This window comes from Mediterranea sp. ET5, assembly GCF_023337025.1.
Classification (GTDB): Bacteria; Bacteroidota; Bacteroidia; order Bacteroidales; family Bacteroidaceae; genus Phocaeicola_A.
This window is the reverse complement of record NZ_JAMBLN010000003.1, coordinates 183,446-208,012: the sequence shown is the minus strand read 5'-3', so window position 1 is coordinate 208,012 and position 24,567 is coordinate 183,446. Positions and strand designations below refer to the sequence as shown.

Annotated in this window: 16 protein-coding genes; 7 read left to right on the top strand and 9 right to left on the bottom strand. The window is 55.6% G+C overall.

Annotation, left to right across the window (positions count from 1 at the left end; all coding sequences use genetic code 11):
- Positions 1-158 precede the first annotated feature (158 nt).
- Positions 159-638: an Lrp/AsnC family transcriptional regulator gene (locus tag M3087_RS03670; protein WP_022385403.1), complete on the top strand. Its 480-nt coding sequence runs from the start codon at positions 159-161 to the stop codon at positions 636-638.
- A gap of 124 nt (positions 639-762) precedes the next feature.
- Here the strand turns inward: M3087_RS03670 and M3087_RS03665 are convergent, their stop codons facing one another.
- The 5 genes from M3087_RS03665 to M3087_RS03645 all read right to left on the bottom strand — a co-directional run bounded on the left by M3087_RS03665 (position 763) and on the right by M3087_RS03645 (position 10,629).
- Positions 763-2,175, bottom strand: coding sequence for a polysaccharide lyase family 1 protein (locus tag M3087_RS03665; protein WP_249093816.1), 1,413 nt, complete (start codon positions 2,173-2,175; stop codon positions 763-765).
- A gap of 70 nt (positions 2,176-2,245) precedes the next feature.
- Positions 2,246-3,976 carry a DUF5123 domain-containing protein gene (locus tag M3087_RS03660; RefSeq protein ID WP_249093814.1) on the bottom strand — a complete coding sequence of 577 codons (1,731 nt, stop codon included), beginning with the start codon at positions 3,974-3,976 and terminating at the stop codon, positions 2,246-2,248.
- Between the two features lie 13 nt (positions 3,977-3,989).
- The gene (locus M3087_RS03655; protein WP_249093812.1) at positions 3,990-5,984 is read right to left on the bottom strand and encodes a RagB/SusD family nutrient uptake outer membrane protein; all 1,995 of its coding nucleotides are present in this window, start codon (positions 5,982-5,984) and stop codon (positions 3,990-3,992) included.
- A 20-nt stretch (positions 5,985-6,004) separates the two neighbouring features.
- Entirely contained in the window at positions 6,005-9,505 is a 3,501-nt protein-coding gene (locus M3087_RS03650) for a TonB-dependent receptor (protein WP_249093810.1), read from the bottom strand.
- A gap of 131 nt (positions 9,506-9,636) precedes the next feature.
- Positions 9,637-10,629 carry a FecR family protein gene (locus M3087_RS03645; protein ID WP_249093807.1) on the bottom strand — a complete coding sequence of 331 codons (993 nt, stop codon included), beginning with the start codon at positions 10,627-10,629 and terminating at the stop codon, positions 9,637-9,639.
- A 796-nt stretch (positions 10,630-11,425) separates the two neighbouring features.
- Here M3087_RS03645 and M3087_RS03640 point away from each other — a divergent pair.
- Complete coding sequence (locus tag M3087_RS03640) at positions 11,426-11,611, top strand: DUF6722 family protein (protein ID WP_249093805.1); 186 nt, start codon at positions 11,426-11,428, stop codon at positions 11,609-11,611.
- Positions 11,612-11,794: 183 nt separating this feature from the next.
- Here the strand turns inward: M3087_RS03640 and M3087_RS03635 are convergent, their stop codons facing one another.
- Entirely contained in the window at positions 11,795-13,153 is a 1,359-nt protein-coding gene (locus M3087_RS03635) for an MFS transporter (protein WP_249093803.1), read from the bottom strand.
- Positions 13,154-13,393: 240 nt separating this feature from the next.
- Between M3087_RS03635 and M3087_RS03630 the strand changes: the two genes are divergently transcribed.
- From M3087_RS03630 to M3087_RS03610, 5 genes are all read left to right on the top strand, one after another.
- A complete protein-coding gene (locus M3087_RS03630; RefSeq protein WP_249093801.1) occupies positions 13,394-13,942 on the top strand; it encodes a DUF3332 domain-containing protein in 549 nt (182 codons plus the stop codon).
- A 138-nt stretch (positions 13,943-14,080) separates the two neighbouring features.
- Positions 14,081-14,650, top strand: a complete 570-nt coding sequence (locus tag M3087_RS03625; protein ID WP_022385400.1) for an adenylate kinase — start codon at positions 14,081-14,083, stop codon at positions 14,648-14,650.
- A 134-nt stretch (positions 14,651-14,784) separates the two neighbouring features.
- On the top strand, positions 14,785-15,960 hold the full coding sequence (gene obgE / locus M3087_RS03620) for a GTPase ObgE (RefSeq protein ID WP_106484567.1): 1,176 nt from the start codon (positions 14,785-14,787) through the stop codon (positions 15,958-15,960).
- A complete protein-coding gene (gene pgeF, locus M3087_RS03615; RefSeq protein WP_249093800.1) occupies positions 15,957-16,769 on the top strand; it encodes a peptidoglycan editing factor PgeF in 813 nt (270 codons plus the stop codon). Before obgE ends, pgeF begins: the two co-directional genes overlap by 4 nt.
- Positions 16,770-16,810: 41 nt before the next feature.
- Positions 16,811-16,993, top strand: coding sequence for a hypothetical protein (locus tag M3087_RS03610; protein ID WP_022385397.1), 183 nt, complete (start codon positions 16,811-16,813; stop codon positions 16,991-16,993).
- 125 nt (positions 16,994-17,118) lie between these two features.
- Here M3087_RS03610 and uvrA read toward each other — a convergent pair whose 3' ends face one another.
- The 3 genes from uvrA to M3087_RS03595 all read right to left on the bottom strand — a co-directional run bounded on the left by uvrA (position 17,119) and on the right by M3087_RS03595 (position 24,410).
- A complete protein-coding gene (gene uvrA / locus M3087_RS03605; RefSeq protein WP_249093798.1) occupies positions 17,119-19,908 on the bottom strand; it encodes an excinuclease ABC subunit UvrA in 2,790 nt (929 codons plus the stop codon).
- 58 nt (positions 19,909-19,966) lie between these two features.
- On the bottom strand, positions 19,967-22,798 hold the full coding sequence (locus M3087_RS03600) for an outer membrane beta-barrel protein (protein WP_249093797.1): 2,832 nt from the start codon (positions 22,796-22,798) through the stop codon (positions 19,967-19,969).
- A gap of 856 nt (positions 22,799-23,654) precedes the next feature.
- Positions 23,655-24,410, bottom strand: a complete 756-nt coding sequence (locus M3087_RS03595) for an SDR family NAD(P)-dependent oxidoreductase (RefSeq protein ID WP_249093795.1) — start codon at positions 24,408-24,410, stop codon at positions 23,655-23,657.
- Positions 24,411-24,567: the final 157 nt, after the last annotated feature.

Genomic DNA, 24,567 nt, shown 5'->3' with positions numbered 1-24,567 from the left:
GTGGCATCCCCGCGTCACATCGGGGGACCCCGTCGCAAAGATACGAATACTGTTTAGAATGCGGATAAATATTAAATTTTATCATCAATGGGAACATGTACTTTAAGGATTCGTTTTTTGTCTTAGTTTTGCACTACAAAATAATAGGAGAAACATAAATGGGACATCATCAAATTGATTCTTTGGACGAGCAGATATTGCGCCTCATAGCCGGCAACGCTCGCATTCCGTTCCTGGAAGTCGCCCGTGCCTGCAATGTCTCGGGCGCAGCCATTCACCAACGCATTCAGAAACTGACGAACCTGGGTATCCTGAAAGGCTCAGAGTACATCATCGACCCCGAGAAGATCGGCTACGAGACGTGCGCCTACATTGGCCTTTTTCTGAAAGATCCCGGGGACTTTGACGAGGTGGTTGCGGCCTTGCAGCGCATCCCCGAGGTGGTCGAGTGCCACTTCACGACCGGGCAGTATGACCTCTTCATCAAAATCTATGCCCGCAACAACCATCATCTGATGAGCATCATCCACGACAAGCTCCAGCCCCTGGGACTGTCGCGTTCGGAAACCATCATCTCTTTCAGCGAAGTCATCAAGCGCCAGATGCCCATCGAGCACCTGAGCGACGATGAGGAATAAGACGGACCACGGGATACTGCGTTGCAAAGACGCGCAGCAAGAAGTAATAACCAGTCGCATAAACGGCACGAAGACACAGAGAGCCTGTTCCCTCTGTGTCTTCGTGCCGTTTTGTTGGGGGAGGTCAGTCAGTCGCCTTGCCCTGCTCCAGCAGGAAGAGGTAGTTCTCCAGATTGGTGTAGCCGTTGGAGGCGAGCTGCATGGCATCGGAAGCGTCCTCCTTGTCCAGCCCGTAGCGGTCTTCAAAGGCGTCGGGCATGCCGTCGCCGTCAGTGTCCCGGGGCAGGGTGCCTCCCCGGAGTTCGCCGACACCTCCCGTCGGCAGCTCACGCTCCGAGCTGAGAATCGTCCCTTTTCTGCCCAGCGACTGTAGCTCTTCCACCAGGTAGGTGTCCACCTGGTCGCGCTGCGGGAGCGAGGCCCCTCCGTGTGCCACAATCCAGGCGTATGCCTCGTCGGCGGTCTGCAACCCCTCGATGGTGGGGTGGATGGCTGACGGACGGTCGAGGAACGTCGGGCGGTAGACCGTCTCCACCCCGTCCTTCTTCACCCGCTCGACACATTCCCCGCGCGTCAGGCCGCGTCCGTCGAGTCTGCCGTTCAGGTTGTCGTCCAGCAGGTTGCCCTCCATGTACACGCGGAAGTTCTCGTTGTAGCGCGAGAAGGGAGCCGTGAAGCCCAGCGTCTTCCCGTCGTAGTTGAGCGTCGGTCCCGCAATGAAGTAGTTGTTCCGGATGTCGGCGTCGCACGTCTGCTGCGTCCGTCCGCCCATGATGTAGGCGCCCCCGTTGCCCCAGTTGTAGACCACGTTGTTGACGAACTGGTTGACGCCCTTCACTTTCGGATTGCGGGTCTTGTTGTCGATGTAGAGGTTGCGGTAGAGCGTGATGCCCCGGTCGGTGTCGGTCTGCATGAGTCCGCCACAGGAGTGGGGCTGCAGTCCCTGCCCGATGAACGAGTTCTGGATGGTGATGTTGCGCGGTGCTCCCTCCTTCCTGGCGGACGAGCCGTTGATGGAGAAGCACTCGTCGCGTCCCCAGGTGACGGAGAGGTGGTCGAATATCATGTTCTCCCCGTAGGCGATGCCTGCTGCGTCCTTGCCGCGCGGTCCGTTCTCGCCCATGCGGATACGCAGGTAACGGCAGATGAGGTTGTCCGCTCCGGAGAAGGACACGTTGTTGCCGTAAATCACGATGCCGTCACCCGGGGCGGTGTGTCCCGCCACGGTCAGGTCGGAAGCGAAGCGGAGCGGGGAGAGCAGGCGGATGACGCCCGAGACGTCGAACACCACGATGCGTCCCGGCTGACTGACGGCGTCGCGCAGGGAGCCTGTGCCCGAGTCGGCAAGTGTCGTCACGTGATAGACTTCGCCCTGTCGTCCGCCGGTGGCATGTCTGCCGAAGCCCTCGGCACCGGGGAAGGCGAGCACCTCGCCGTAGTCGGGGAAGCGGTCGGTCAGTTCCCTGGCTTCCCCCTCAGTGGCGCACGCGGCGAGGCATGCGCCGATGAAACAATTCAGGATGGTCTGTAGATGCATGGTTGGATGGTTTTGTGGGGAGCCGGAGCTCCCCTTTAGTTTTTGAATGAATTGGAAGGTCGCGGGCAGGTCACTTCACGTCGGCATCCACCGGAATCCAGCGCGGGTCACCGTACTCCTGCTGGTAAACGACCGACGAGCCGTCGATGAGGGTGAAGTCGCCGGCGGCAGCATCGAGGAACAGCGCTTCGTCCGTCGTGTCGAGCGACACCAGGGTGAGACCCGGCGACGAGAGCTGTTCGAAGTCCGTCGTGCAATAGTTGTTGCGGACGGTGGTGTTGCAGACGCCCGCATCGAGAATCTTGCCCGCGCTGTAGCCGAAGAGGCATCCGCTGACGGAGAGGTTCAGAGGAACGGCGAGCTCCGAGAAGTCGCCCACGGCGGTGTAGGAAGTCTTCTTCGTCGCCCAGTTGTAGAAGGTACAGTTGCTGATGCTGACGTTGCCTCCCTCCGTCACGGTAGCATCGGCGGTCAGGCTTCCGAAGACACCCGGCGAGATGTAGAACTCATAGAAGGTGGAGTTGGTCACCCGGACGTCGTTCCACACGTTGCCTCCCTTCTTCGGAGCGTGGATGAAGCCGAACTGCTTCGTCACGAGCTTGGTGTCGTTGATGCCTGTCACGCGGCAGTTGTCGATGCGGATGTGGTTGATGGTCGTGACCCCGTCGTTTGCCTCGTTCATCATGATGACGCCCGTAGGCAGCATGACGGCGGAGTTGACCAGTTCGAAGCGGTCGATGGTACAGTCGTTGCCTGCCGAGCGCTTGCCCACGCCGAAGAGGTAGGTCTTGCTGCCACGGCTGTTGTCCGGGACGTTCTCCTCCACGTCGACATTCTCCACGGTGAAGTAGTCTATGTGCGGGTCGGTGCCCACCTGGAAGCCTCCCTCACGGACGTAGAGTGTCGGGTGCTCGCCCGGTTCGGCAAGCAGGGCGATGCTCTTGGTCAGGGCGATGGTGCCGGTCTTGCCGTCGGCAGCCCCTTCCTCGTTCAGGTAGTAGTCCACTCCGTTTTGCAGGCAGAAGACCAGTTCGCTCAGCGAAGCGTCCTCCATGCCTGCCTTGATGCGCGCATAGAGGTCGGCACCGTCGGTCACACTGACGGCACCTGCGGGCATGCCTCCGGTGCGGAACCGGCGGACGTTGTAGGCTTCAGCCCCTTCGGGAGCCTGGCTGTTGGTCAGTGCCACGTAGTAGACCGTGTGGGGCGACAGTCCGCTGAGGCGGTAGCTGCCGGCAGCGACATCGGTGGCTGACAGGGACACCGCGCTGCCTTCCGTTCCGGATTCCATCTCCTCCTCCGTCCAGACACAGAGACCGTCGACAGGGTTTGTCTCGCCTGCGCCGGTCCATTGCAGCAGGACAGAGCCGTCGGTGATGTTCCTCTCGTCGACCGGATAGAGCAGCTTCGGCACGATGCGTGAGAGGGTGCTGACGGTCGACTCGTAGACCGTCCAGTTGGAGACGAGCTGCATCGCCTCGTTGTTGGCACGCACACGGACGTAGTAGGCGGTCTCATACTTCAGGTTGTCGAAGGTGCACTTCCCGCCCTCGACAGTCTGGCTGAGTGTGGCGGATGTGGCAAAGGTGGAATCTTCCGAGAGCTCAGCCGTGTAGGAGGTCGGCTCACCCGAGGTGCGCCATGCCAGCGAGATGCTGTTCCCGTCCGCCACGCAGGACGAGGCGATGAATGAAGGACGGAACAGGCGGGGCATTGCCTCCTTGTCGTCGCTGCACGACAGGAAGCACAGGGAGGACACGAGGAGTGTCAGGTATAGTGTCAGGTGTAGTGTTGTTTTCATACGATGCATGTGTTTAATATCCGTAGTAGTTCTTCAGCAGTCCCTGGTGGCTCGACAGTGCGTCGGGCGGGATGGGGCAGAGGTAGCGCACGGGGTCGGTCTGCGGGTTCACCAAAGAGGCGTTCGACTCGTTGATGTAGCCGTAGAACGAATAGAGGATGGCGGCAGCCGGTTCCCACTGTGCCGGGTTGGAGTTCTTCACCTGCGCACAGTACTGGTTGCACATGTTGAACTTGGTGTAGCCGGCGGGTGCCGATGACGGATAGGACTCCAGCGCCTGGTCGTAGGAGCTGATGCCGTTCTCGCTGTACCAGCCGATGGTCTGCGCCACGTAGTGGTTGACCGGATTGACGGCATCCTCCATCTTGTAGTAGGCGACGGCAGGATAGTCGTCAAAACGTTCGTCGTACGTCGGGTCGGCAAACGGCTTGGTCGTGTTGGCAAGCTCCTTGGTGCGTGCCACCTTGCCGAGCTGTATCCAGTTGTGATAGAGGTTGTAGAGCGTTTCCCCGTAGAGGTTCCAGCGTGCAAGGTCATAGCGGCGTATCTTCTCGCCTCCCAGCTCCCATGCCCGTTCCTGCACGATGGCATCAAAGAACGCTTCCTTGGTGGTGAGGGCGCTCACGTAGGCATCCACCTTCTCCGCCCAGTCTTCCGAGCTGAACGCCCGGCGGCGTACGGTGCGCAAGGCTTCGCGTGCTTCTTCGGTCGGTCCGTTGTGGTTCTCGTTGACGGCTTCGGCGTACATCAGGAGCACGTCGGCATAGCGCATGTAGGGCCAGTTGATGCCCGTACCCTTGTTGGACGTGCTGCCCAGGGGGTTCTCCATAAAGAGCCGGTTGAACTTGCCGCAGAACACCGTCAGTCCGGCAATGGGTTTCTGGGTGAGGCTCATGGTGCCGTAGTTCTCGTAGCGGAAGAGTTCGCAGGTGATGTCGCGGCGCAGGTCTTTCCGGTCGAAGGAGAGCATGTAGGTCAGGGCGAGCTTGTCACCACCCGAGGAGTAGCCGTAGGGAGCGTTGGAGGCGTTCTGTCCCTCGTCGTTCTTCTGTGAGACGATGTACGTGCCGAGCGAATAGCCGATTTCTCCCGAGCCGCCTACCTTGGCAGGCACGTCGAAGATGTTGTCGTCGTTCACCGGGACAATCCAGTTGCACTCGTCGACCCACACCTGACGGAACGTGCGGCTGAGGCTGTGCTTCCCCTCCTTGACCACCTTTCCCGCATACTCTTCGGCGATGCGGTAGTACTCCTGCCAGTCGTCGCTGCGCTTCATCGTGCCGATGGCGGAAGGGTCGTCGTAGTCCGGTCGCAGGCTCCATCCGCCACGGCACAGCGCCATGCGGGCAATGAGTGCCTGGCAGAACTCGCGCGATGCTGCCTCACAGCCGCGGTCGGACGACTCGGCATAGAGCATGGTCGGCTCTGCCTCGATGAGGTCGTTGATCATGTCGGTCAGGATGGTGTCCCGGTCGGTCGTCCCGATGAAAAGCTCATCCTTGTTTCCGGCAGGCTTGCGGCGGTAGGGGACGTCGCCCCAGTTGCGCACCAGCTCGAAGTAGTACATGGCGCGGAGCACCTTCGCCTCGCCGTAGTAGTGCATCAGCTTGGAGGGCTGTGTCTTGTCGGCTGACGCGAACAGGGCACTCTGCTCGATGCCTTCGATGACATCGTTGGCGCGGTTGATGCCGTCGTACATGCCAGCCCAGATGTCGTCGTACGAGCTGATGTCTCCCGTGCTGGGGACGAAGGCACACTCCTTGAGATTCGAGGAGGTCGTGCAGGTGGTGAACTCCACGTCGGTGTTGAACAGCATCTTCTTGGCGAGTACGCCCACCCAGCCCTTTCCGCTGACCATCGGGACGTAGATGCCGTTGACGGCAGTTCCGATTTCCGATTCACTTTCAAAGATGTAGTTGCGGTCGAAGGTCGAGGGCGACTCCACGTCGAGGAAGTCGTTGCACGACGCCAGGGCGACCGTCAGTAGTAGAAGTATCAGTTTTTTCATAATTCGTTCGAAGTAGTGTGTTAGAAATTAAGGTTGATGCCCACGGTATAGGTGCGGCTGCGTGGGGTCTGGTTGTTGTCGATGCCCGGGGTCAGTCCTTTCTGGATATTCACTTCGGGGTCGTAGCCGCTGTATCCGGTCAGTGTGAAGAGGTTGCTGCCGGAGAAGTAGAGTCGCAGGCTCTTGACGCCGACGCCGCTCAGCCAACGTTCCGGCAGGGTGTAGCCGACGGTCAGTGTGCTCAGGCGGAGGAAGGAGCCGTCCTCGATGTAGTCGCTCATGGTGATGCCCTGTGTTACCGACATCCACGAGTAGGTCTTGGCGTTCCGGTTCAGCTCGGCGAGGGCGACAGGGTCTGAGGAGACGTTCACTCCGTTGTCGTCAACATAGCGCCAGCGGTTTGCCAGGTTCATGTCGGTGGAGAGGTTGGAGTAGTTGCGCCGTATGGCGGAGTTCAGGTACGCCTTGTTGACGTTGAAGATGTCGAAGTCATACATGAAGTTGAAGAAGGCGGCGAAGTCCAGGTTGCCCCAGTTTCCCGTCAGTCCGAAGCCTCCGGTGAACATCGGGTTGGTGTCGCCTATCTGTGTCATGTCGTCTTCCGTGATGAGGTCGGAGCCGTTGTCCGAGAGGTCCTTCAGTTTCATGGCACCCGGCTTCATGCTGAAGTTGCCCGAGCTGAACGAGGAGTTGTCCGCCACGCCCGGCTTCAAGGTCCACTTCCGGGTGGTCTCGTCGAAGTTGAAGTCGTCGACGGTGTAGAAGCCGTCGTTGACAAAGCCGTAAATCAGTCCCATGCTCTTGCCCACCTCCATCTTGTAGTTGTAGGAGCCGTACCAGTTGGACAGGGACGCCTTGGTCTTCCATTCCGTCTCCCCGTTCGAGAGCTTCTCCACCTTATTCTTATTGAAGGCGATGTTGAAGTTGGCAGAGAGGTTGAAGTTCTTCGACTTGACGAGCTGGCCCTCCAGGGTGATTTCCACACCCCGGTTGGAGGTCTCGCCGACGTTGGTCATCTGACGTCCGTAGCCCGAGGAGTTGGGGATGATGGTCGGGACGAGCAGGTCCTTGGTCGTATTCCAGTACACGTCGAACGTACCGGAGAGCCTTCCCTTGAAGAAGCCGAAGTCCACGCCGAGGTTGCGGGTGATGGTGGTCTCCCACTTCAGGTCCGGGTCATAGAGGTAGGTCTGGTCGGCAAACTGGTAGTAGTTGTACTCCTCGTTGTTGAACTCCGGTGCCGTGCTGCCGCTCTTGACGGTATAGACACTGTGCCACAGATCGTCGTTGATGCGGTTGTTTCCCGCCAGACCGTAGCTGGCACGCAGCTTCAGCTCGGAGATGAAGCGCACGTTCTTCATCCACGGCTCGTTGGACAGACGCCAGGCGATGGACCCTGCCGGGAAGACGCCCCACTGGTTTCCAGGTGCGAACTTGGTCGACCCGTCGGCACGCATGGTGAACGTGGCATAGTAGCGGTTGCGGAAGTTGTAGAGTGCACGTCCGAAGTAGGAGGCAGTGCGGGTCGGGGCTTCCTTGGAACTGGTGCTTTGGTTGGGTGTACCCAGGGCGAAGTTCTCCAGTGCCGCTTCCGCCGTGATGGTGGCGGGGAAGTAGCGGGCACTCATGAAGGTCTGTTCGCTCTGCGAGTGGTTGATTTCCTGACCCACCATCAGGTTGACGTTGTGCCGCCTGTTGAAGGAGTTGCGGTAGGTCAGCGTGTTGGCGAGGCGGTAAGTCTCCTTGTATCCCTTCGTCCGTTCAGCCGACGGCAGGTTGTTCATGCCCGAGCCGGATGCCTTGCTCGACAGGGCACCGTAGAACTTGTTGTCATTGGAATACTTGGTGCTGATGCCGTACTCCGAGCGGAACTGCAGCCCCTTCACGATGTCCCACACGAGGGCGGCTTTCAGGTCGACGAGCTGTTCGGTGCGTTTGCGGTAGTTCTGCTCGTTCTCTTCCAGCGGCGTATAGCGCTTGTTCAGGGTGTTGCCTTCTTCGTCGAGGTTCTCCTCGTCGCTCTCCGCATCCTCTATCACGTCGCTGCTCAGTCCGTTGGTCGGACGGTAGCGCAGGGCTGTCAGGACGCTTGTGCCGGCTGTGCCCGCTCCGTCGATGGTCCGTGTGCGGTAGGTCGCGTTGGTCTCCAGACGGAGGTTCTTCACCAGTTCCTGATTCAGCTTCAGGTTGATGTTGTGGCGCGACATGCCCGAGCCGATGAGCTGTCCCTCGTCGTCGTTGAACGTATAGCTCAGGTTGAACTTGGTCTTCTCCGTGCCTCCGTTGATGGTCACGTTGTAGTATTGCGAGATGGGGTTGCCTCCGAGGATTTCGTCCTGCCAGTCGGTGGAGTCGGTGTACTTGTACAGTTCGATGTCGTCGTAGTAGCCGAAGTTCTTGATGAATGACTCGTCCGAACCCTTGCGTATCATCTCGTACTCATAGTCCGCCATGACGAACTCGTAGTTGTCCATCACGGGCAACTTCTTTGCCAGCGTACGTGTCTGCACGTAGCTGTTGAACTGGATGGAGGTTTTCCCGATTTTCGGGTTCTTGGTCGTGATGATGACCACACCGTTGGCACCCCGTGCACCGTAGATGGCGGTCATGGAGGCTTCCTTCAGGACGTCGATGGACTCGATGTCCGTCAGGGGAATGCCGCTCAGGTCGTCCACCGGAAAGCCGTCGACGAGGTAGAGCGGGGAGTTGTCCTGTGTGATGGAGCCTCCGCCACGTACCCGGACGCTGATTTCCGCGTCCAGCGCACCGTCGGCTGTAGTCACTTGCACACCGGCCATTTTACCGGCAATGGCGTCGGCGATGGAGCTGGAAGCTACCTTCGAGAGCGTTTCGGCTGAGACCGACGCGATGGAACCCGTGACGTCGCTGCGGCGGATGTTGCCGTAACCCAGGACAACCACTTCGTCGAGCAGCTCGGCATCTTCTTTCAACTCGACCCGTGCCAGTGCTCGGGTATCACTGGCCCGGATATCCTGTGACTGGAAACCGATGTAGGAGAATGAGAGGGTTGCCCCGTCGGGGACGTTCCTCAGGGTGTAGCGTCCCTCCATGTCGGTGATGGCACCCAGCTGCGTCCCTTTCACTTGTACGGTGGCTCCGATGATGGGTTCGCCCGACGCGTCGATGACCGTTCCCTGGATGGTTTTTCCCTTCCGGTCGGTCGTGTTCTCCTTCTTCCCCACCGTGATGGTCTTGTTGTTGCGGACGAACGACAGTCCCGTCTGTCGGGAGAGTTCCCTGAGGATGTCTTCCAGCGAAGCGTTCCTGAACTTCAGGGTCACCTCGTAGGTGGAGTTGACCAGCTCTTCGTCGTAGAAGAACTTGTAGCCGGACTGCCGGGTTATCTGATTGAATACATTTGTGATGCGCTCATTGCGCACGTTCAGTGTGACAGCGGTCTTCTCCTGCGCCATCAGCGAAGGGGCAGGGACGGCACATAGCAGTGACAGTCCCAACAGACAGGTACAGGTCTTCCGCTTGAATGGATGTGTGTGTTTCATTGGTTAATGTGTATTTGGCAATAGGATATGATAAATGCGAGGTTGTTCTTCCGGGGGTACGCTCCTGTCGGAGCCGTGTTTTCAGGTAGGTGCTTTGCGGTTCATGAGGTTGCGGGTTCTTGATGGATGTTTCAGTCTTTGTAGAGGAGGATGTCGTTCCCTTCCTTCCGGTAGTGTATGCCACTGGTGAACTCGATGGACTGGAGCACGGATTCGAGGTTGGGGTTGTCATGCTCTCCGGAGATAAGGTTGTCGAAGGTCTGACCGGGTGCCAGACGGATGCGGCAACCGTAGAGACGTTCCAAGGTCTTCACCACATCGCTCATGGGTGTCCGGTCAAAGTAGAGGAACCCTTTCCGCCAGGTCGCGGCTTCGTGCTCCATCCGCTGCTTGTTGAACACGTCGGACGAGGTGTTGCATACCATCTGCTCGTTCGCCTTCAGGCGCATCATGGCTTCCGGAAGGTCGACCTGCACCTTGCCCTCTTCCACTTCCACCGCGATAATCTCGTCGGTGGAGTAGGACTTGACATTGAAGCGTGTTCCCAGTACCCGGACATCCATGCGGCTGGTCTTTACCACGAAGGGGTGCGCTGTGTCATGTGTCACACTGAAGAAACCTTCCCCCTCCAGTTCCACTTCACGGGTTTCGGCAAGGAACTGTTCCGGATAGCGTACCCGTGAACAGGCATTCAGGGTGAGCCGTGTCCCGTCGGGCAGCATGATGTCGCGGTGTTCGTTGACAGCCGTGGCTACCTCCAGGTAGTCGACCGTTGCCTTCCGCCAGTAGTCCCACAGGTAGACACTGCCCAGTACGAAGCAGACCACTGCCGCCACTTGGAGCAGGCGACGCACGAACCGTGTCTTGCTGCGTTCGGGTTGCGGGGCAGGTGCTTGCAGCTGTTGCAGCAGACGGCGTGCCTCCGCACGGTATTGTTCCTTCTCCTGTTCGTCAGGAGTCAGGGCGGGAGAGGAGGACTCTTCCCACAGTCCGGAGTCGTCCGCTTCCGTGATGTCGGATGCGTCCTTGTTCTTGCTAAGGTCAAACAGCCGTTGGGCATCCTCTGTCGTATAGAGGTTGTCCCAGTAACGTTGCAGCCAGTCAGGTGTCTTTCTTGTTTTCATCGTTGCAGGTGAATGAAGGGGAGTGAAGCTTCATTACATCAATTAATACACATAAGAGAAGCCTACCTGGGGTATGATTTGCTTTTATTAACAAAAATGCAGGGCGACCAGACCGGTCACCCCTACATTGGGATTGGTGAACGTTCCTGAATTGTGATTTGACAAAATGTCAAACGAAGGTCTTCACAGTGCCCATCCTCGCACCAAAATACGATTGGATGGATTTCGTGGCATTTTCAGGCGATTTGCAGAATGCAGATTGATACCGATTGGGTCGGCATGCTATCATGTAGGAAGAGTCCAGGCACAGTGTCTTGCCTAACTGACATTCTCAGCTCCCTGAAGCGCACTTTATGAAAGCTTCCGATTTGTTGACACGGCACTCATTCTAGAGAACGAAACCCGGTGTTTTTGCGTTTCATTCTCCAAAGATTTGACTTCCGCGGACGAAACAATAGTGTTTGGCAGGTGAAACTATATTGTTTGACGCCTCAAACTATATTGTTTGGCTCGCGAAACAATATTGTTCCGGGCACGTTTTGTCAATATTTCGGGAATAAAATGTATAGTTTTCTAAAATTGAACTCTTTTTTCGTCGTTTTTGTTTGCATTCATTCACGGTTGACTTCTGATTGGATTGCTTTTTGAAAAAGACGCGTTAGCAGGAAACAGGGATTCTGCTGAATCTGTCAAGCAGAATTGCCGAAGTAGTTTCTTTTTGATTTATCTGCTTGGGGAGGGATGAAATGACGCGGAGGATGCGTCTTTTAATGATATAATATTTATATATTTGCATATGAGAAGAAAATTAGGAAAATGGCTGATGGACATCGCCAAGTATATAACTACAGCAGTTGTGCTTTCTTCAATTTTTGGGGATGTACAAGCAAAATGGATAATATACGTGGGAGGTTCGTTGTCAATAGTAGTAACCCTTTTAGCAGGTCTTTGGCTTGTTAATGACAAAAAGAAAGGAGAATAAGCATGGGAGCATTAGTAATGTTCGGGCTTGTTTCAGCAATAGCCATTGTTGGGGTGTTATATTTTAATCACCAAGACAAGAAAGAAGCCCAACAAGATAAGTAGTAAGAACCAACGAAAAGAGGGTGTGTCGTAATTTTTGACACACCCTCTTTTCGTTGGCTATATCACCTGATATTATATATTACTGTTTGATATTTGCTTCTTCCAGTCCATAGCCTTTCTTCTTGTCTTCAGCTTTCAACATCAGGGCAATGATGAGAGCCAGCACACCGAAGCAGGCAAAAATGGTCATCGGGAGCGTGTAATCGTAGGCAGGTTGTCCCTCGCCGCCAAGTTTGCAATAGCGGTCAAGCACCCATCCGATGAGTGCAGGTACACCCATCAATCCCCAGTTCTGTACCCAGAAGATAAGGGCGTATGCCGTTCCCAACTGTTTCTCCGGGATAATCTTGGGAACCGACGGCCACATGGCAGACGGAACCAGTGAGAACGCAATACCCAGCACAATCATGATAATGGTTGCGAACCACCAGTAGTTGAGCAGCGGAAGGGCGAACAACGCATGTACGCCGATGAGCATCACGGCACCAATCAGCATGATGGTGGCTCCCTTTCCGTGACGGTCATAGAGGTTGCCGAAGAACGGAGTGAGGAAGAGGGTACCCAGCGGAAGAAGGCTCGGGATGATGCCTGCCAGCTCAGGGTCTACCTCATATTTGTTCACCATCAGGTCGGTGGCATATTTCAGGAAGGGGAATACGGCAGAGTAGAACAACACGCAGAGCAGGGCGATGAGCCAGAAACCCTTGTTGCGGACAATCAGCATGATGTCACTCAGGCGGAAGGCGTCGTCGGCAGAAGCCTCGTCCTTGCCGATGGAAGCCTCCAGCTTGCGGTCCATCAGGGTATAGATGAAGAAGGCAATCAGACCGATGCACAGCATGACAAGACACAGCAGGATGGGGGCTGAGATGCTTCCGCAGAAATTGGCAAAAGGTACGGTGACGGACATGGCAAGCATCGTTCCCAGACGGGCGGTAGCCATCTCCAGACCCATGGCAAGTGCCATCTCATATCCCTTGAACCACTTGACGATGATTTTAGACACCGTGATGCCGGCAATTTCCACACCGACACCGAAGATGGCATATCCCAACGCTGCGATGGCAACCTGTCCTTTCATGCCGGCAATGACTGTTCCTTCCAACGGAATGAGTCCCGACACGGCACCATATTTGATGGTACAGCCGATCACCATGAGGATGCAGGCACCCAGACCGGTGAAGCGGACTCCCATCTTGTCGAGGATGATACCGCCGAAGATGAGCATCAGCAGGAACACATTGAACCATCCGTATGCACTCGTGAAGATTCCGTAGTCCGTACTGGTCCATAACAATTCTTTTTCAAGCATTGGCTTCAGGGGAGCCATCACGTCGGTCAGGAAATAACCGCACAACATCGTGAATGCAACGACCGCCAACGCTGTCCAGCGGGCAGCCTTCGAGTCGCGCAACGTTTGGTGAATTTTTTCTGTCATCTCTTTCTATTTAATAAATAAGGTTAGATTTATTGCGAGGCAAATGTACGATTATTCTATCTATAACCAATGAAAGAATGTTGCAAAATGCAGGGCAATTTGTCATTTAGTGTAAGTAAAACATGTTATAAAACAGGTTTTAGTCATAATAAGGCTAAAATTGCTAGCAATAATTCCGGAATTTCAGAATAAAGTCCTACTTTTACTGACACATATTTCACCTAACAAAAACCAACTATTATGAAAGGAATCAGAACATCTATCGTTTGCTGTGCCCTTGCCGGGGCAACGCTGACATCATGCATCGGTTCGTATGCCTTATTTAATAAAGTACGCGGATGGAACGAACAGGCTACCGGCAACAAGTTCCTGAACGAGCTGATCCACATCGGATTGTGGATTGTCCCTGTCTATGAGGTTACTTTCCTGGCAGACATTCTTGTGTTGAACTCCGTTGAGTTCTGGAGTGGTACGAACCCGATTGCCGCAGGTACGGTGAAAGAGGTGAATACCGAGAACGGCAAGTTCCTGGTGACCACCACCAAGGACGGTTACTCCATCGAGAAAGAAGGTGAAAGCGCTCCCGTGGAACTCCGTTTCAACCAGGAGGAGCAGAGCTGGAATGTGGTATGCGACGGCAAGAGCTATGAAATCATGAAGCTCTGCAACGACGGGACGGTCGACCTGAACATGCAGAACGGACAATACATCAATGTCACTCCCGATGCACAAGGTGTGAGCGCAGCCCGCGACGCCATCATGGGTGCCACTTACTATGCGGCACGCTGACCGTCGGCAGACCATTGATTTTGCATAACACAGAGGCACGAGGTATCTTCGTGCCTTTTTGTTTAATCTTCCGGATTGAATTTTGACAGATAGGCGAAAAAGCGTAATTTTGCACGTCATTTTATTAAAACGAGAATCATGTTGAACATTGTTATTTTTGGCGCTCCGGGGTCAGGAAAAGGCACCCAAAGCGAGCGTATTGTAGCAAAATTCGGTATTAATCACATTTCTACCGGTGATGTGCTCCGCGCTGAAATCAAGAACGGAACGGAGCTGGGAAAGACAGCCAAAGGATATATCGACCAGGGACAGCTCATCCCCGACTCGCTGATGATTGACATCTTGGCAAGTGTCTTCGATTCGTTCAAGGACAGCAAAGGTGTCATCTTTGACGGTTTCCCCCGTACCATCGCACAGGCAGAAGCACTGAAAACCATGCTGAAAGAGAGAGGACAGGAAGTGTCTCTGATGCTCGACCTGGAAGTGCCCGAAGACGAGCTGATGACCCGTCTCATCAAGCGCGGACAGGAATGCGGACGTGCAGACGACAACGAAGAGACCATCAAGAAGCGTCTCGTGGTCTACCATTCACAGACCGCTCCGCTTATCGACTGGTATAAGAAGGAAGGCAAGTATCACCACATCAATGGTGTAGGAACAATGGAAGGCATCTTTGCCGATATTGTTGCCGCTATCGAAAAATTGTAAGCAAACTATAAAATCAGGAGGCGCAGGTTTCGCAAATGACATGAATTTGCGTAATTTGCGCTTCCTTTGTAAAGGCGCACGGGGCGTCGGCTGACATCCCGAAGCCTGCAGATTACCAATACAAACTTTTGAATATGGCAGAATCGAACTTTGTAGACTACGTGAAAATCTATTGCCGCTCCGGTAAGGGCGGACGAGGCTCGGCACACTTGCGCCGGGAGAAATACATCCCCAACGGAGGTCCCGACGGAGGGGACGGTGGACGGGGCGGTCATGTGATTTTGCGCGGTAACCGCAACTACTGGACCCTGCTCCACCTGAAGTATGACCGCCACGTGTTTGCCGGTCATGGAGGCAACGGGTCACGCAACCGCAGCTTCGGCAAGGACGGAGAGGACAAGGTAATCGAGGTTCCCTGCGGAACAGTGGTCTACAATGCCGAGACAGGTGAGTATGTGTGCGACATCACCGAGCATGGTCAGGAGGTCATTCTGCTCAAGGGCGGACGTGGAGGCTTGGGCAACTGGCACTTCAAGACTGCCACCCGTCAGGCTCCCCGTTTTGCACAGCCCGGTGAACCGATGCAGGAGATGACCGTCATCCTGGAGCTGAAGTTGCTTGCCGATGTCGGTCTGGTGGGATTCCCCAATGCCGGTAAGTCGACGTTGCTGTCGGTCGTTTCATCGGCTCGTCCGAAGATAGCCAATTACCCTTTTACCACCCTGGAGCCGAATCTCGGCATCGTCTCCTACCATGAAGGGAAGTCGTTCGTCATGGCGGACATCCCCGGCATTATCGAGGGAGCCAGTGAGGGAAAGGGACTGGGACTGCGCTTCTTGCGTCACATCGAGCGCAACTCGTTGCTGTTGTTTATGGTTCCCGGCGACACGGACGACATCCGCAAGGAGTATGAGATTCTGCTCAACGAGCTTGCCACGTTCAATCCCGAGATGCTCGACAAGCAACGGGTGCTTGCCATCACCAAGTGTGACATGCTCGATGAAGAGCTGATGGAGATGCTGGCGGAGAACCTGCCGGAGAATGTACCCCATGTGTTCATTTCCTCTCTGACCGGCATGGGAATCAGTCAGCTGAAGGATATCCTCTGGACCGAGCTGAACAGCGAAAGCAACAAGTTGGAGGCGGTTGCCGGCGAACGCATCGTGCACCGCAACAAGGACGTCCGTCTCCTCCAAAGCGAACTGCAAGCCATGGGTGAGGACGAAGACATCACCTATGTCGATGAAGAAGAGGTGGAGGACCTCGAAGACTATGAATACGAAGAAGACTGGGATGACGAGAAACAATGAGCCGTTTGTCTGCAAATAAGGAACTGCTGGAGTATGAGCTTTTCAGCCGGCAAGCCGGTGTGACAGCCTTCTCGACCACACGCAGGGGTGGTTGCAGCGAGGGGAAGTATGCCTCGTTCAACTGTTCCCCTTATTGTGGAGACGACCCCATGTCCGTCTGTCAGAACCTGCAACATCTGTCGACACTCCTGCCTGTGATTCCCCTGGACTGGGTCATTCCCCATCAGGTGCACGGGACGCAGGTCCTGTCCGTCGGTGATGATTATATCAATGCGCCGTCGGTGAAACGTCGCGAGATGCTTGAAGGGGTGGATGCCCTGGTGACCGACCGGCGTGGCTTCTGTCTGTGTGTCTCGACGGCAGACTGCATTCCGCTCATTTTCCATGATTCCTGTCGGAATGTCGTGGCAGTGGCACATGCCGGATGGCGAGGCACTGTCGGACGCATTGCCGGGAAGACACTCGACTGCATGAGCCGTATGTATGGCTCCCGTCCGTCGGATGTGTCGGTTGCCATCGGACCGGGCATTTCCCTCGAAGCTTTCGAAGTGGGGGTGGAAGTCTATGAGGCATTCCGTGAGGCAGGCTTCCCGATGGAGAAGATTGCGCGCTGGTACCGTCCGTCGTCGCGTTGGCACATCGACCTGTGGATGACGAACTACTGGCAGCTGCTGGAAGCAGGCATCCCGAAGGAGCAGATCGAGTGTTCCGGTGTGTGCACCTATCTGCAGTGTGACGACTTCTTCTCCGCACGTCGGCTGGGCATTCACAGCGGACGCATGCTCTCCGGCATCATGTTGCTGGACTGAGCGTTTACTTGTCAACTGAAACCATTAAATACCCCTATCGCATGAGTATAGAACAAGCAATGACTGAAGGCATCGTGTTCCGCGGTGCCCCGAAGGCGAAGACCGAAAAGACCGGTGTGAAGACCAAGGCCAAGAAGAAGGCGTATGTCACCGGCGCACATGGTTCGGGTTCCGCCAAGATGAAGGCTGAATACCGTCGGCGGCGTGCAAACCGTCACCGGTAATTCCTGTGCGGCTGAGCGCAGAGAGACTGCATACGACAAGAGGCACGAAGACACGAAGTAGCGGGTGAGGTCCCGTCTTCCGATGTCTTCGTGCCTCTTGTCGTATATGCTCCCGTTCCGTGACGTCAGGCAGACGGGGCCTGGTGAAGACCTGTTTCTAGTTTCTCACGCAGGAACTGTCCGGTGTAAGATGCCGCACAGGCAGCCACTTCTTCGGGAGTTCCTGCCACGACCAGATTGCCTCCCCGGCTTCCGCCTTCCGGTCCGAGGTCAATCACATGGTCGGCACACTTCACCACGTCGAGGTTGTGCTCGATGATGACAACCGTATGTCCGCGGTTGATGAGCGCATCGAATGCCTCAAGCAGCTTCCGTATGTCGTGGAAGTGGAGTCCGGTGGTCGGCTCGTCAAAGATGAAGATGGTGGGAGATGCCTTCTCGATGCTGAGGAAGTAGGCAAGCTTCACGCGTTGGTTCTCACCACCCGAGAGGGTCGACGATGACTGTCCCAGCTTGATGTATCCCAGTCCTACCGACTGTAGGGGGAGGAGTTTCTTCACGATGCGTGTCTGCTTGTGGAGCGTGAAGAACTCGATGGCTTCGTTGACTGTCATCTCCAGGATGTCGTAGATGTTGCGGTCGTGGTATTTCACTTCCAGCACTTCTTTCTTGAAACGTTTGCCGTGGCACGATTCGCACTCCAGCACCAGGTCCGCCATGAACTGCATCTCCACGGTGACCGTCCCTTCCCCCTTGCACTCCTCGCAACGTCCGCCGTCGGTGTTGAACGAGAAATAGCCGGCACTGTAGCCCATCTGTTTGGCAAGCGCCTGGTCGGCGAAAAGCTTGCGTATCTCGTCATACGCCTTGATGTACGTCACGGGATTGCTCCGTGAAGATTTGCCGATGGGGTTCTGGTCTACGAACTCGATGTTGCTCACCATTTTCACGTCTCCCTCCAGCGAGATGTGTTCACCCGGACGCTCTGATGACTCGTCGTAGATGCGCTTCAAGGCACGGTAGAAGATGTTGCGCACCAAGGTCGACTTGCCCGAGCCGCTGACACCGGTGACGACTGTCATCACGTTGAGCGGGAACTTGACGTCGATGCCGCGCAGGTTGTTTTCGCGTGCGCCCTTCACCTCGATGTAGTTGTTCCACGGACGGTGGCTGTGGGGGAGGGCAATCTCCTCTTCTCCCAGCAGGTAGCGGACGGTGTAGCTCTGGCTGCCGGGCTTCAGGTCATGCATGTCGCCCTCGTAGACCACTTCGCCTCCCAGTCGTCCGGCACGGGGACCGATGTCGATGATGTAGTCGGCGGCACGGATGATTTCCTCGTCATGTTCCACCACTACGACCGTGTTGCCCAACTGTTGCAGCTGGCGGAGCACCTTGATGAGTCGGTCGGTGTCGCGGCTGTGCAGACCGATGCTCGGTTCGTCGAGGATGTAGAGCGAGCCGACCAGACTGCTGCCCAATGACGTGGCAAGGTTGATGCGTTGGCTTTCTCCACCCGAGAGCGTGTTGCTGGTACGGTTCAGGGTGAGATAGCCCAGTCCGACATCGAGCAGGAACTGAAGCCGGTTGTTGATTTCCGTGAGGATGCGTCGTGCCACGATGGTGTCGTGCTCGTCGAGCTGCAAATGGGCGAAGAAGTCCTTCAGGTCCGTGATGGAGAGGTCCACCAGCTGGGAGATGGAACGTCCGCCCAACTTCACATAGCCCGCTTCGGGCTTGAGACGCGTCCCGTGACAGGCAGGACAGGTCGTCTTGCCGCGGTAACGTGCGAGCATGACGCGGTACTGTATCTTGTACTGGTTCTCCTCCAGCATCTTGAAGAACGAGTCGATGCAGATTTTGTCACGGTCGCCGTGCCAGAGGTAGTCACGCTGTGCCTGCGTCAGGTCGTAGTAGGGAGTGAAGATGGGGAAGTCCACCTTCGCAGCCTGACGGATGAAGGCGTCGCGCCATTCGCCTATCTTCTCTCCACGCCAACATACCACAGCCCCGTCATAGACACTCAGGGCACGGTTGGGGACGACGAGGCTTTCGTCGATGCCGATGACCTTGCCGAATCCCTCACACACGGGGCATGCACCCAGCGGCGAGTTGAACGAGAACATCTGGTCGGTCGGTTCCTCGAAGGTCATGCCGTCAGCTTCAAAACGTTTGGAGAATGTATGGATGATTTGCGAAGGGTAGAAACGCAGCATGCACGTGCCGTCGCCCTCATAGAAGGCAGTCTCGGCAGAGTCGATGAGGCGGCTGATGCTGTCCTTGCTGTCGTCGCAGGTCATGCGGTCGATGAGCAGGTTGACGGTGTCGCCCTTACGCGGCTGATAGTCTTCGATGCGGACAATCTCGCCGTTGACCTCGATGCGGGCAAATCCCTGTTTCAAGTCGATGTCGAGCTGCTCCTCCAACGTCCGTCCGTCACGCAGACAGAGCGGGGCAAGCACGGTGTAGCGTGTCCCTTTGGAATACGACTTCATGCATTCCACCACATCCTCGGTCGTGTGCTTCTTCACCAGTTGTCCACTGATGGGGGAATAGGTCTTGCCCACACGGGCATAGAGCAGGCGGAGGTATTCATAGATTTCCGTCGAAGTGCCGACTGTGGAACGGGGGTTGCGGCTGTTCACCTTCTGCTCGATGGCGATGGCAGGCGGAATGCCTTTGATGAAGTCACATTCCGGCTTGCTCATTCGTCCGAGAAACTGCCGGGCGTAGGCGGAAAGGCTCTCCACATAGCGGCGCTGCCCTTCGGCATATAGGGTGTCAAAGGCGAGCGACGACTTGCCCGAACCGGAGAGTCCGGTGATGACCACCAGCTTGTTGCGGGGAATCTTGACGTCGATGTTCTTCAGGTTGTTGACCCGTGCACCTTTGATCTCAATGTAGTTGCTGTCTGCCATAGTAATCTTTGTTGTTTACTGAACCAAGCAACAAAGATAGTTCATTTCAGCCGACCTTTCAGTCTTCCATTTCCTTTTTTCCCTTAAAGAGATTGAAACGGTAGTTGAACGACAGCAGGCAGTAGCTGTTCACTCCTTCGGAACGCGACTGGGTGCTGCCCGTCGAGGTGGTGTAGGTCGTGATGTTCTTCGCACGGTTCAGGATGTCATACACCTCCAGCTTCAGGCTTGCCTGTTTCTTCTTCAGGAAGCTCCATGAGGCATTGGCGTTCCACAACAGTTCGGAGTGGTTCATGTCGTCCGACAGGAAGCCGTGACGCGTGATGCAGCTGAAGGAGGAACCCAGGCGGATGTTCAGCGGAAGGTAGAAGTTGGTCTCTGCCAGGAACGTAAAGGTCTTGGTGAAGCTGTTCGACGAACGTTCCACCTTGGCTTTCGTCTTGTCCATGTCGAACCGTCCGGAGAGGATAAACTCAGCCCACTCCGGCGTGTAGATGCCCTTGAGGAGCTGGCCGAAGTTGTGGTTGCGCACGGCATCCTTGCTGATGCGGTCGCTCACCTCGACATAGTTGGGACGGTTGTTGTAGCTGTAGCTTGTCTCCGTTTCGAGCGAGAATTCCTCCCAGTCTTTGCTGTAGCCCACGTTGAGCATTGTTCCCCAGTTGCCGTTGATGTTGTCCGGTCGGTTGGTGCGCACACCGCTCACCGGGTCATAGAGGGTCTTGTAGGTGAGGTCGTTGAAGCTCTGCGAGAAGCTGAGGTTTGCCCACAGACGGTTCAGACGGAAGTTCGTGTTGACGTTGTGGCTGTAGGAGGTCTTCAGGTCAGGGTTTCCCTCCATGATGTACAGCGGGTTGTCGTTGTTGATGACAGGCAGAAGCTGGTTGGCATCGGGTGAACGCGAGTTGCCCGAATAGCTGATGCTCAGCGAGAGCTTGTCCCTGGAGTAGAAAGCCATCAGGGCAGTGCCGATGTTGAGGCGGTGCAGGGTGGTGTCGGTCACACTCTGTTCGCGCAGCATGTAGATGTTTTGCGATTGGGGAATGAAGTGGATGCCGGCATTCATGTTCCATTTGTCTTTCGTGAGGTTAAGGGATAGTCCGAAGGTATGCTGGTTGTCCCGTCGGTTGTTCACGTTGCTCAGGCTGTCGATGCGGCCCGCTTCATACCCTTCAGGCAATGAACCGATGGGGCGGTTCCCGTCGGGGAAGGAAAACCTGCCGAGGTCGAACACCTGCTCGTCCTCCTTGTTGCGGTTGGTGTTGTAGCCGTAGGACAGTTCGATGCCGACATGTTCGCTGAGAGGTTCGTGGTAGGACAGGCTGGCGGACAGCATGTCCGACGAGGTGGGCGACAGGGTGAAGCGGTCCTGGATGAGCAGTGAGTCACCCAGCTGGTAGTATCGGGTGGATGACTGTTGGTAACGTCGGCTCTCCCCGTCGTCCTTGCTCCCGTTCAGGTTGAGTGTCAGGTTGCGGCCCTCCTTGGCAAAACGGTAGGTCAGCATCAGTGTGCCTGTCAGGCTTTTCCGGTCACCCGACGCCAGCGATTCCTGGTTGATGCGGTTGATGCGTTGGGAGAGGGGGATGCCGTCTTCATCCTCCAGCGGGTCGGCAACGGAAGGGCGGGTGTTGAACGTTGCCTGACGGAAGCTGCTGCGGTTGTCGTTCCGGTAGTTCCCGAAGCGGAAGTTGCCCATGATGCCCAGCCGTTCACTCAGGTCGCCCATGATGTTGACGTTGGCACTGATGTTCTTGCCGTTCGTGGAGTTGAGCGACGACTGGTCGGAGTAGGTGTTTCCCGTCGGTAGATAGTTCTCCGTGACCGTATAGCTCTTCGTGTCGTTCCCGTCGCTGTTGTAGCTGATGTCTCCGTTGGTGTAGACCTTCCCCATCTTTTTGCCGACGCTCCCTCCCATGCGGCGCGAGAGCTGCCTCATCGGGTTTCCTCCTCCTCCGAAGAATCCGCCGGAGAACATTTGTCCCCCGAACATGTCCATGCCGATGTCGTTGGGGGTGTTGTGCTGGTTGGCATAGACGCTGGCATGGTCTCCTCCCGTCTTGAAATAGTTGAGCATGGCATTCAGTCCGTAGAGGTCCTGGTCGCCGATGCCTGCACTGGCATTTGCCATCAGGGCGTCGTTGACCTCCTGTTTGGTCTTCAGGTCCATCACCGTCTGGTGCTGTCCGTCGTCCACTCCCGTCAGCTCGCTTTTCTCCGACTTCTTGTCATAGATACGTACCTCCTTCAGCACTTCCACCGGCATGTTCTGCAGGGCGATGCTGATGTCGTTGGCGAAGAATTTCTCTCCGTTGAGCAGGATTTCCGAGATGTCTTTCCCCTGATAGGTCATTTTACCCTGGGTGATGCGCAGTCCCGGCATCTTGCGCACCAGTTCCAGCAGTACCGCCCCTTCCGACACACGGAAGGCATCGGTGTTGAAGATGGTCGTGTCGCCCAGGATACGCATCTTCTTCAGCTTGGCGACGATGACCGCCTCTTCCATCGTGATGGGTTTCTCGTGGAGTGTGATGGTGTCCAGCCGGATGATGTTGACCCGTGTCAGGCGGTGTTTGTAGGTGTCGGTCCCCAGGTAGGAGATGTGCACTTCGTAGTCTTTGGAACGTTGCTGGAAGGCGTGCAGGATGAAGTTTCCGTCCTTGTCCGTCACCGTCATGCCACCGTTGTAGGTCGAGTCGGTCAGACAATAGACACGTATGCCGGCATTGGCAAGGGGCATGATTTGCTTGGATTCACTTTCTTCCATCTGCACATGTCCGGTCACCTCGGTGTCTTTCCAGTCCCCGTTGCCATAGCCATACGTGAAAATCCGTTGCGCCTGCACGTTCAGGCAGACACACATCAACACCAGGCACAATCCCTTCAGCAAAGAGCTTGTCCCTGAAACCAAACGTAACTTTGAACGGCCTGATGACCGGCGGGTGTTCATCCATTCCTTACACATCGTCTCTACATTCTTTATGAGTCTGGGGTTTCCGGTTACAAAGAAACGTCTTTTTGCGGACATCAGGGCATATTGGGTGCATAAAGTTTCATTTGATTTTCGGCAGGGCGTAAGCCTTCTTCCGCTCTACCTGTTCTCATGGAGCAGTGGCAAGACACGGCAACGGTTGGGGGCTGCCGGAAGAATGTCGCCCGACGTTCGTTGACAGATGGATGCTGAAACCGCATTTTCTCTTTCCTTTTTTCTCGATTTCCCCTTTTCCGGCTAACGCTACTTTTTGAAAAATCGGGCAAAGTAGGTTATTTTAAGAATATTCATTCACTTCCGTCCGTATAAACATTCCGTACAAGGGGTAAAGATGCATAATTATACCACGAAACAATATTGTTTCACTCGTCAAACAATATTGTTTCACGTGCCAAACACAAGTGTTTCACTTCCTAAACAATATTGTTTCATCCGTCAAAGTCAAATATTCGGAAGACGAAACACTTGTTTTAGGATTCGAAGACAATAATTTAATGATTTTCACCTCTGGTTTGTATGAGAAGGCACACTTTTGCGAACTATTGTTTTGTATACCTTACACCGTGTGCTCTTATTCTTCTGCCAGGGATTCGGAGGAATGCCCGACATTCGGTTCGTCAGTCTCTCTCATTTGCAGCAATGTGTATTTGGCAAAACGCCTGAGAATGCCTTTCCCGGTCACCAACTCGTATTTTGGCTCAAGGAAGGCCCTTCTCAGGCGATTCGTTTGACACTTTGACAAAATGACACGCGGTCATTTCCGGACGATCACGCTGCCGCTTGCCTGGTGTGTGGCCAGTATCAGAACTTCGGCAATCTGTACGTGTTCGGGCGCATTGGAGGCATAGACCGCCACATCCGCAATGTCGTCACCCGTCAGCGGCTTGATGCCCTTGTAGACGTTGGAAGCCCGTTCCGCATCCCCATGAAAGCGGGTATTGCTGAAGTTGGTCTCCACGAGTCCCGGTTTCAGGTTGGTCACTCTGACGGACGTATCCGCCACGTCGATGCGCAGTCCGTCTGTCAGAACCTTGACGGCTGCTTTTGTGGCACAATACACGTTGCCTCCGGCGTAGGCAGCATCGCCTGCGACCGAACCGATGTTGATGATGTGTCCCCGGTTGCGCTCCACCATTCCCGGGACAATGAGTCGGGTCATGGTCAGCAGTCCCTTGATGTTGGTGTCAATCATCGTTTCCCAGTCCTGGAAATCCCCCGCATATTCCGGTTCCAGTCCGAGAGCTAGTCCGGCATTGTTGACCAGGACATCAATCTCTTTCCATTCCCGTGGCAGTCCGTTGAGTGCCTGTTCTGCCGCTTCCCGGTTTCTCACATCGAACGTCAGTGTCACCACTTCCGCACCCCGTGCGATGAGTTCCTGTCTGATGGCAGCCAGCAGCTGCTCTTTTCTTCCGGTGAGAATCAGCCTGTCGCCGTTCTCTGCAAACTTCCGCGCACAAGCCAGCCCGATGCCGCTTGTGGCTCCTGTAATCAGTACGATTTTATTCATTTCTTTATAAGGTATTAATCCTGGAGGCAAAGGTAGGGATTTGGAGGGAATAATAGCAGAAAGTTGGTTGCGGATGGAAAACTATTATTGAGGGGAATGCCGGAAGGAGGGATGCGTGAATGCACTTCTGGTTGCAAGGATTACGTATTATTCTTTT